This is a genomic window from Algoriphagus antarcticus (assembly GCF_002150685.1).
Classification (GTDB): domain Bacteria; phylum Bacteroidota; class Bacteroidia; order Cytophagales; family Cyclobacteriaceae; genus Algoriphagus; species Algoriphagus antarcticus.
Genome location: NZ_MSSW01000084.1, coordinates 1 through 9,815 on the forward strand (window position 1 = coordinate 1; position 9,815 = coordinate 9,815).

The following is a 9,815-nucleotide window of genomic DNA, read 5'->3' on the forward strand; positions in this document are numbered from 1 at the left end:
CCATCAAATTGAACAGGTGAACCGGTTTGAGACAATCCTCTTGGACTATAATCTATCACAGATTCTGGCTTCACATTATTTAAGTATTCTCCTTCAATTGAGATGCCTGAGATAATAGACCTGCTGCGAGTTGGATTGATCTCTATGTCTAATACTCCATCAGTAACCTGAATCCCTGCAAAAGTTAATTTAATAGGATTATTGCCGTCCAAGCTCACTAAATCTACCGCACCCTGAACAACCTGTCCTTCTATCAACACATTGAATACTCTTGCTCCAACTACCTGGGCTCCGACTATTCCAAAATATTGTTCAATGTGGTAAGTAGATATTGTATACACCCCAACTTCCACTGGTATAGAATATTTTATACCACCAGTGGCTATAGTAGAAGATGATCGGGCAGATCTAAACAGTTCGATGTTACTGGCTAATGGTTGATAATCTGCTCTTGAAGAAGAATGATATACAGGATTAAAACTCATATCCCCAACAAACTCCTTACCCTCATAAATTACCGTCTGACTGCTACCCGCATTCAAGTACAAGCTGAAGTCATATTCCGGAGTCGGCTCAAACACCGCAAGCTGAATCGTCTCCGCATCGCTCAACCCTTCCGCATCCGTCACCGTCAAACTGACACTATATGTACCCGCAGTAGCATAAGTATGCGAAGGATTCGCTTCCGTTGAGCTAGTACCGTCACCAAAGTTCCAGGTGTAGGAAGCAATTGCTACATTATCAGTGGAACCTTCAGAACTGAATACTACTAGCAGCGGTGCCATTCCTGTTTGAGGTGTAGCGGAGGCAACAGCAATCGGTGCTGTTCCGTCTTTAACCGTAACGGTCTGCAACACTTCATCCGCCTGGTTGCCCGAAGCATCCGCAGCTGTCCAGGTAATTGTTGTCAATCCGAAAGGATACACATCGCTGAGTGCCAAGCCATCGCTTCTTGTTCCAGTAGCTTCAAGCAAATTGTCACAGTTGTCCGTGACAACCGGTGCGCTGATGCTTACAATTGCCGTAGATGATCCCGAATCCGCAGATTGGCTGACCGGGCTCACCCCAGCGATCACTGGCTTTTGACTGTCAATCACTGTTACCGTTTGCTCAACAGGTGAAGCTTGGTTGCCAGAAGCATCTTCTGCCGTCCAGGTGATCGTGGTCAATCCCAATGGGTATGGAGCGCTGAGCGCGAGGTTGTCGCTCCTTGTTCCAAAGGCTGTTGCTAAGCCACAATTCTCAATTACCTCCGGAACAATTATTGAAATAACTGCTTCACAGCTATTCTCATCAGCAGCCTGATTTACTCCCCCTACGACTTCTATAACAGGGAGGGTGATATCCTCAATGATGACATTTTGTACGGCTTCAATGACGTTCCCATTCCCATCGTCAAAAATCCAAGTAATTAGGAAAGTGCCCTGTTCTGAAAATCCTAAATCACTTACCGTTGTACCAACAATCTCCCCGGCACAAGTATCAAATGCAACCGGAACTACCACAGTAACTGAACACTCCGCAACGACATCTCCTAAAATCGGTAAAACAGGTGGAGTTAAGTCAGCAGTCGATAAGTTAAATATTTCACTCAACGCTGAAATATTTCCAGCTGCATCTTTGGCTTTGGCAGTAAAAGCATAAAGAGTACAAGCTGTCAAATCGTTTACTGTAAAACTATTTTCAACTGTAGTACCAATCGACAATTCATTCATAAACACTTCATATTCTGCAACGCCGACATTATCCGTGGCTAGTAATTGAAGGGTAATCGAAGTTTCTGTTGCATTTGCCACAGCTATTGTAGGCTGACTTGGAGGAAGCACATCTGATTCAATATTCACAGTCGCGCTGCTAATTGGATCACCGGTCTTCACACAACCAGTTGCATCTGAGACATTTGTCAAAGTGTAAGTAAATGTATTGACCGATGGCACAAACATCACATCTACCCAATAATTAGCATCATTGAAAGATTCATTCGGAAAAACACTTGTACTGCCATATTTGTAAACACCATTAGCTCCACTGCCATTTTCCCCAGTTTGCAATGCCCTTAAAGGCCCGGTGGATACTCCAGTATTAGTAAAATAATTTGAATTAAATGCATACTGTCCGTTTGGTGCATAGTATGAAGCCACATAAGTTATATTGGCTTCAATAGCTACAGGGGAATCAAACATCACCTCTTGCCAGCCACTAGCTGATTCATTTGAGAAAGCAACAGAAGCCAATAAAGCTCCAGAGCTTGACCATAAAGTCCCTGTATGAGTTCCTGTATTCGTTGATCTCTTGAAGAACCGAATTCCTGAAATTACTCCTCCTAAGCTCGAACGGAATTTGACTCCTACCTCGATTCCATCATTATCTGCTACCGTAGGTTCACCTCCTATGGTATTGTTATCCCAAATACTGATAGGAGTTAAAGTTGTATTGTTTGGAACCCCAACATTGAATGGCACTTCTGCTACAATATTTGGATAGTTAACTCCATTAATGGTAAGTGTAAATGGTGAAATACCGGTACTAGGAGTAAACACCAAATCAACGTTTTGACCTTCTACAACCGTCGGATTAACAGCAGCTATTGATCCTGACGGAGCAGTACCCAGTTGGACAGTAGTAGAGCTAAGTGATTCTCCTTCATTTTGGCAGCCATTGGCATCTGTAATTTTGCTTAAAGTGAAAGCTGCAGAGTTTCCGGGTGTTTCACTGAAAATCACATCCACCCAATAATTGGCACTTGAACCGCCATCAGGAAAACCACCTCCATATTTAAATACCCCATTGGCACCATCTATACCAGCTCCTAAAGCAGTGAGAGGCAAATTGATAATACTATTGCTATTTGCGAAGTAGTTGGCATCAATTGCAAACCCTCCGGCTTGGGAGAAATAAGAGGCGATGTATGTTGTATTAGCGGACACAGCTATCGGTTCTGAGAATCTGACTTCCTGCCAACCACTTGCTGTTTCATTGGTAAAAGTAGCGTTTGCCAACAGCGTACCGGTATTGGACCACAATTTTCCTTCATGATTGCCTTCGTTGCCTAAACCTTTATAGAACCGGATTCCTTTTATAAAACCACTGACTGAAGAGCGGAATTTCACACCTATCTCTATGGGTTGACTGTCATTGGCATTAGGATTTCCATTTGGCACAACTGTATTAGACCAGATGGATTTCTCTTCAAATGGGCTTATTGTGGCAAATATTTGTTCTACTTGTACGCCAGAATAAGAAATACCATTTACTGTTAATTCAAATGGACCTGTTCCTGTTGCATTAAGTAGTTGTAGTTCAATTTCTTGACCTTCACAAATGGTTGAATTCAAAGCAGAAATTGTAGCAGTTGGTGCAACTGTGACGGTTAAGTCCACAATATCTGACTCTACAGATCCTAAGGTATTTGTCCAAAGCGCTCTGTATTTATTCCCTGTGTTTTCTACAACTGAATTGAAAACCAAATTTCCGCTTGTTGCCCCATCTAAATTACCCCAAGTTACACCTCCATCAATACTGACTTCCCACTGAACTGTTGGAATCGGCAAACCTGATGCAGTAGAATTGAATATTACCTCCGATCCTTCACATATAATCTTTGAAAGAGGCTGCAAGGTAATCGCGGGGGCTATTTGAGTGGATGATTCAGAACAGCCAAAAGCTATAGACTTGAACTTAGGCGTTTGTCCCAAATCATTTGTAGTCAAAATAACCTGGTATTGAATATATCTTAAAGATCCGCCGATATTCCCACTATTGGTCAAGGTAGCAAAGCTGGTCCAGGTTCCATCAGGAACAGGACTATTTCCTTGGCGTTGGTTTACTTGTACAGAAGTGCCTGTAGGCGTTTCTGCTATCCACTCAGCAGTAAGCCAATTCGTGATTGAACCTGCATCAAATATCCTTGAATTAAATATACCACTTGCTGCATAAGGGGTCAATTTGATCCAATCAACTTCCAAACCTATGCCACCGACATTAAAATCGCTCAGCTGTATTACTAAATTACCTGCAATTGTGCTATTTAAGGTGGATTGAAGAATACCATCAACATAGAAAATCAAATTATTGGCATTCCAATCTATTCTAAATACATGAGGTATTCCAAATTGTGCATTTGGCAATAAAATGCTTGTATTGTCATTTAACCGAGCATAAATTCCATTTGCCGTATTACCAACGCCTATTGTAAACCATGGGTTATTGAAATCAAAATCACCTGAAAAACCAACATTTTGGAAGGTTTTACCAGAGAAAGTAGCCTTAAATTCGATTGATCTATTTGGTCCAAAAGTAGTAGTTGTAGCAGCATGGCTTCCATTTAGGTTAATCCTTCCACTGGCAAAAGTTGTGTTTCCACCTCCCTGCCAAGCAGCCGCTTGCCAACCAAGCGGTAAAGAATTGCCACTAAACTCCTCCAACAAGGTAGGCTTCAAAACTATTTCACCTCCCTCAAAATTCACAACCTGCAAATTTCCATCTATTGTTCCTGCGAGGAAATCAGAAATTACCTCATCCTGGAAACAAGGTTCGGAAGGTGACGCTGGTGTTATGAAACTGTAAACACTTGCCGGAGGATTTGGATCCGTAACTGAATTGCCTGCCGCATCGATGGAAGTAATTCGATAGAAATAAGTGGCGTCTCCGGACAAACCGGTCAATTCCAAAGAATGATTAGTTGTCAAGGTAGAATTGGATGCACTCAATCCCAAGTTTAGAGGATCCGTGCCAAAGAGTACCAATGAGGAAGCATTTTCATCTGTTGTCCAGGTAATGGTAGCCGTTCCATTTTGAGATGGAGTTGCAATCACATTGGTGATTTGAGGGGCAACATCGTCTAAGCCATAAGAGGCGACGTAATTTCCGTTTTCAGCTGGGAAAAATGCATAATTGATTCCTTTGATAATCTCAGTGGTAAAAGAGACTGAACCACCATTCAAAGTGAGTGAAATCAAATTATTGCCATTATGGTTGAATGGTACCATGCCATAAATGAAATTGGCGCCAGCGAAAATATTGGCTGTGAAGCTAAGCGAGTTTCCATTCCAATTCATGGCCCCGAAACTGGAATTGTTACGACCATCCAACCAAGTAAGCATTTGCTTGGCAGAAATTACAGGGACATTTCTTTGAAGTGCAGCATTAACAATTGTGTTTGAACCGTTGGTACTATTTCCTCCATTTTCATCTGTATGCATGTTGGCGGTGAAGACGCCATAATAGCCATTGGAGCCAAGGGCATTATTCAAAAGTGTATTGATGTGCAGGTCATAACTTATGCCTGATTCGTCTGTCAATTGTGTGGTAACCTGATAATTATCAAGCAATGATCCATCGAGGTCTGCAAACCTCATTGGCATACCAGAACCAGTAAACATCCCAGGACGGTTTTGGATCCATTCTGCAGGCCAGTAATAGTAATCCGTATTCAATCGGATTCCGTTGGCAACCTCAACTTTTGGTTTGCTAGCCCAATCGCTCCAAGAGATGCAATGTGTCCTGTGAGTGGATGGAGCTGTTAGGCTTGGGAAATTGGCAGCAAACTGAGCTAATTGGTTTGTGAAGAAATCAGATAGTTGGCCAAATGAATAGGGTGCACAGTTAGTACTCATATGGATACCAACCTCAAATCCCTGATTTTCAAAGGCCAAAGCTTGAGCATCAGAAATCGGTGTATTCGGATAAATGTATGAGGTAGCACGGATGGCAGTCCAATCAGCCACTGCTTCTGGAGTATTTGAGGGACTCAAGGATAAATACTGGTCAAAACGTCCAGTAGTGCCATTATTAGCATGATCATCACCTGTCATCACAACTGCTGCTTTAAGCTTTCGTGGCAGATACCAGAACCGGGGAAGTGGTTTTTTATGGGAATTACTTAACAAAATCAAATTCGCCAAGAATCTTTGCTGTTCATCAGCTTGAGGAATCTGTACTTTATTAAAGTCAATCCAATCAGGAAAAAACAAGTCATCCGAACGGATATTTATTCCTTGACCATCTCGTTTTTGGCCGGCCCAGGCAGGATTACCCTGTCTGGTATAAATAATTGATTTGGCAAGATCAAATGCAAAGGCAATGGCTTTACCACCATTCGTCCCTACATTATTCAAAGTCACAGCAGGATTGGTGGTAGCTGTGTTGGCATCTGAATAGAGAGTAGCCAAACTGGAAGCTCCATTCAAAGTAAAATAATTTGCCTCGCCATGGAATTGCATGGTTTCATTGACAATACCTACCCCTGCACCGGAATTTGCTATGGCTAAATATCCTTCTTCCAAAATGCCGTTTGAAGGAGTAATTCCCAACAAGTCGTATAAATCACCATCAGGTCTGAAAGAAATTAAAGTTCCTCCATCATTTACCCAATCTGAAAAAGTACTTACCTGAGCCACACTCAAAGGCAACTCACCCAATATAACTACATCGTAAGCATTGAGAAGTGAAGTATTTACAGCATTGATATCGCTGACAGCAAATTCATTCAAACCCTCAGCCCTTAAAATTTCTATCGGGTATCTGCTAAATGGATTTGTCGTAGAACTTACTACCAAAATGGGTCCACCAGGTCCCTGGTTAAAATCACCCAAAGGTGGTGGTGGAACATCTTGAGTTGTGAAGTTGATTGAAAAATTATTTGCAAGTTCATTGCCAGTCAGGTCTTTTACTCCTTCTGATCCACCGACTATTGTCATCGAGTAGGAAGTGTTAAAAGTCAATGAAGTATTTGGATTTAAAGTAGCTGTGCGAGAAGTTTCATCGTAGCTCACTACCCCCGAAATACCTGATACAGAAAATGTATTACTGTTGACTGTACTTGGATTGACCGCTTCATTGAAAGTGACGGTGATGTTGGCATTTACATTCACGCCGAAGGCATTGTTTTGAGGCGAGGATGAAACAACAACAGGTGGAGAATTGTCAGGTCCAACTTCTGTTGCGAATACTACATCTACCCAGTAATTACTGGTTTGGAAATTTTGATTTGGGAATGCTGGTGAAGTAGAATAAACATAAACGCCATTCTGCCCGTCATCCCCATTTGCCAAAGCTGTCAATGGATTATTGATCTTGGCATTATTGAAATAGGGATTGGAAACTGAATAAAAACCACTACTGCTGTGATAAGAAATAGTGTAGGTTGAGTTTGCTGAGATTAGAACTGGGGAATTAAAACTTGCCTCCTGCCATCCTGAATCTGTTTCATTTGTAAAAATTACCTCTGCCAATAAAGCACCTGAATTGTTGTATAGCTGACCGGTATGGGTTCCGCTATTTCCTACTCCCTTAAAGAATCGAACCCCCGTTACAAATCCATCCACAGAAGAACGAAACTTCATCCCCAATTGAATTGGGTTTTGATCTGATTCAACACCTGAAGGGGGAATATCCGCTAATCCAAAAACCGTACATGGACAAACAGGCGGAATAGGCTCTCCAATGACAATACTTACTGAAGTAGGTACACCAATATTTCCGGAATCATCAAAAGCTCTGACCTGAATATTTGTTGGGCCTAAAGTGGTTGGAGTCCAGGAATAAGTCCAATTAGTAGTCCCGCTTGCAATTTGCCATGTTTGACCCCCGTCTGTGGATATTTCAACTCCCGCTACCACATTGTCATCGGTGGAAGTACCCCCTATCGCAATAGGAGAATTGTTCGGTATTGTAGAACCATTAACTGGCGTAGAAATAATCGTTGAGGGAGCTTGGTTATCAGTTGAGGCAGAAGCACTGACCAAACCGTTTTGCAAGCTTGCTGCTTGCACGTTCATATCTGCAAAAAGATTGACCGTAGCCTGTTGCATTGCTGGGCTAACTGCTTCACTTCCTCTGTCGTGTTGGTCATCCAATCCCCAAGCCCACTGAACAGTACCCGCACCAAATACCAATGACCCGCTGCTGTGTTTATAGAGAGAAAGTTGATGCAACCTCCCGTTTTGAATAGTTTGGGATAGGACTATTCGGCCGCTAGGATAGGTTGAGGCAAATTCTTCAAAGTAAGGATCCCATTCATAACCCAAAGAATTGGTGGTCAATGCCAGAGATTGCCCATTAGCTAAATTTGCTACAGGAGTATTTCTCCAAAAACGTAGATTACTATAATCGCTAGGAACCTGAATTGTGCCAGTGGTACCATCCCATGAGATTTGACCCATCAATTCATTTTCTGGATCGCAGGCACCATTGATACCAGGATTATAATCCGGAGAGCATCCAAACCGCCAAAGTCCTGTCCATTCGGGCGATGGATCAGATTTTACGCCTGTAGTATTCTCACCACCGGGACCTTCTTTATAACAAACCAGGGTTCGGAAAGAATCTCCGTTTGGGTCGATACTATCTTCCCAACGAACCTTCCAATAGACTTCATTACCGCTGAAAAACCCTAAATGAACTCCTGAATTACGTGCATTACTTACATTGTCCCTCATCGCCTTTGACCAATACTCGTCATGTCCGATAGAAAGGAATACTTTATGATTTAAAATTAATTCCCCTCTTCTATCTGTATCAATATTTGTCGTGTAGGAAACATCATATCCATTATTTTCCAAAAAGCGAATCATAGGATATTCCGAATTAAAAAGCCAATCCTCCTGAGCTCCTCCTCCAGCACCGCCACTTCTTGTATAGAAAGGTCGGTTGTAACTTACTTTTGGAGCATGTCCACCAGGAAAACCCGAAACTGATCCTGTGTAAAGGCTATTTCCGCCATAACCATTATATGCCTGCCACGTAGCATCAGCAGTTTGAAAAAGCAAATCAGAAGTGCTGCTATCGTCTCTGACTATGAAGGCAATATGACTAGCTCCTTGAGTATCGTCTCTGGTCAATTTTGCCAAATATATTCCCGAAATAGCATTTGCAGGAATTACCCATGATGCAGATTCAGCCCAATTCCCACAATCAGTTAAGCCAGTGGCGGCTTCAAACAAACACGTGGGTTGGGATTGAGGCAAGGAAGCAGAAACAGTAGCATCGGCAATGTACCTTGCTCCATTTCCCTGATAATATCCTAATCTGTAAATCTTTACAGAATAGGATGATGCATCGGAGTCAATTTTAAAGCTTGCTGTTTCACCTCTATTATAACTAATATCAGTAGCAAACCCCTGAATGGATAAATCTCCTGCATTTCTGTTGGGTAATTCCCATTCAGAAGAGGGATTCCCAGGAAGGGCATTTTCGGAAACTATATTTGTTCCGAAGGTTTGCGAAAAGGTTGATTTTGGGAAAAGCGTATAACAACTTGTAAAAATTAATAGATAAAACAACTTGGACAAGGCTTGGGTTTTGAGGTAGTTCTTCATGATTTTAAAGAATTAAGTTGTTAGGACAGACTTTTCATTTAATGAAAATAAAAGCGATTCTTTTTGAGAAGGGAATCTCCCCATATAGCTGATAATGAATATTGTAGCTCTAGTATTAAAAATCTCTGAGTGGTTTTGGGGGTATTCCTTTGTTGGAATAAAAAAACTGCTCCACTTCAAATGCATTTTGGAGTCTTTCTCAATAAACTCATCACAACTGGAAATAAAATCCCTGCTTGTAGCATCAGATTTAATGATACTAATGCTATTCCAAGGATCAGAGTTATTCGATCCTGCCAAGTGAAAGTGTCCCTTATACTTTTCCAGAAATTGACCATTTGAAGAAAAGGAATTCTTTTCTGAAAGCATTTCTTTGAGCTCAAAGGAACTGAATAGAAGGAACCCTACAAAAAAGAGAATAAGGGTGGCGAGCGATTTGTAAAAACTCTTCATAAATAACAATTATTAAGGTTGGACCAGGTAGGCTTAAAAAAAAAT

Annotated in this window: 1 protein-coding gene; it reads right to left on the minus strand. The window is 41.7% G+C overall.

What is annotated here, in order from left to right; all coding sequences use genetic code 11:
- A partial coding sequence (locus BVH04_RS25885) for a DUF4082 domain-containing protein (protein WP_086543663.1) occupies positions 1-9,317 on the minus strand: 9,317 nt, incomplete at its 3' end.
- Positions 9,318-9,815 lie beyond the last annotated feature (498 nt).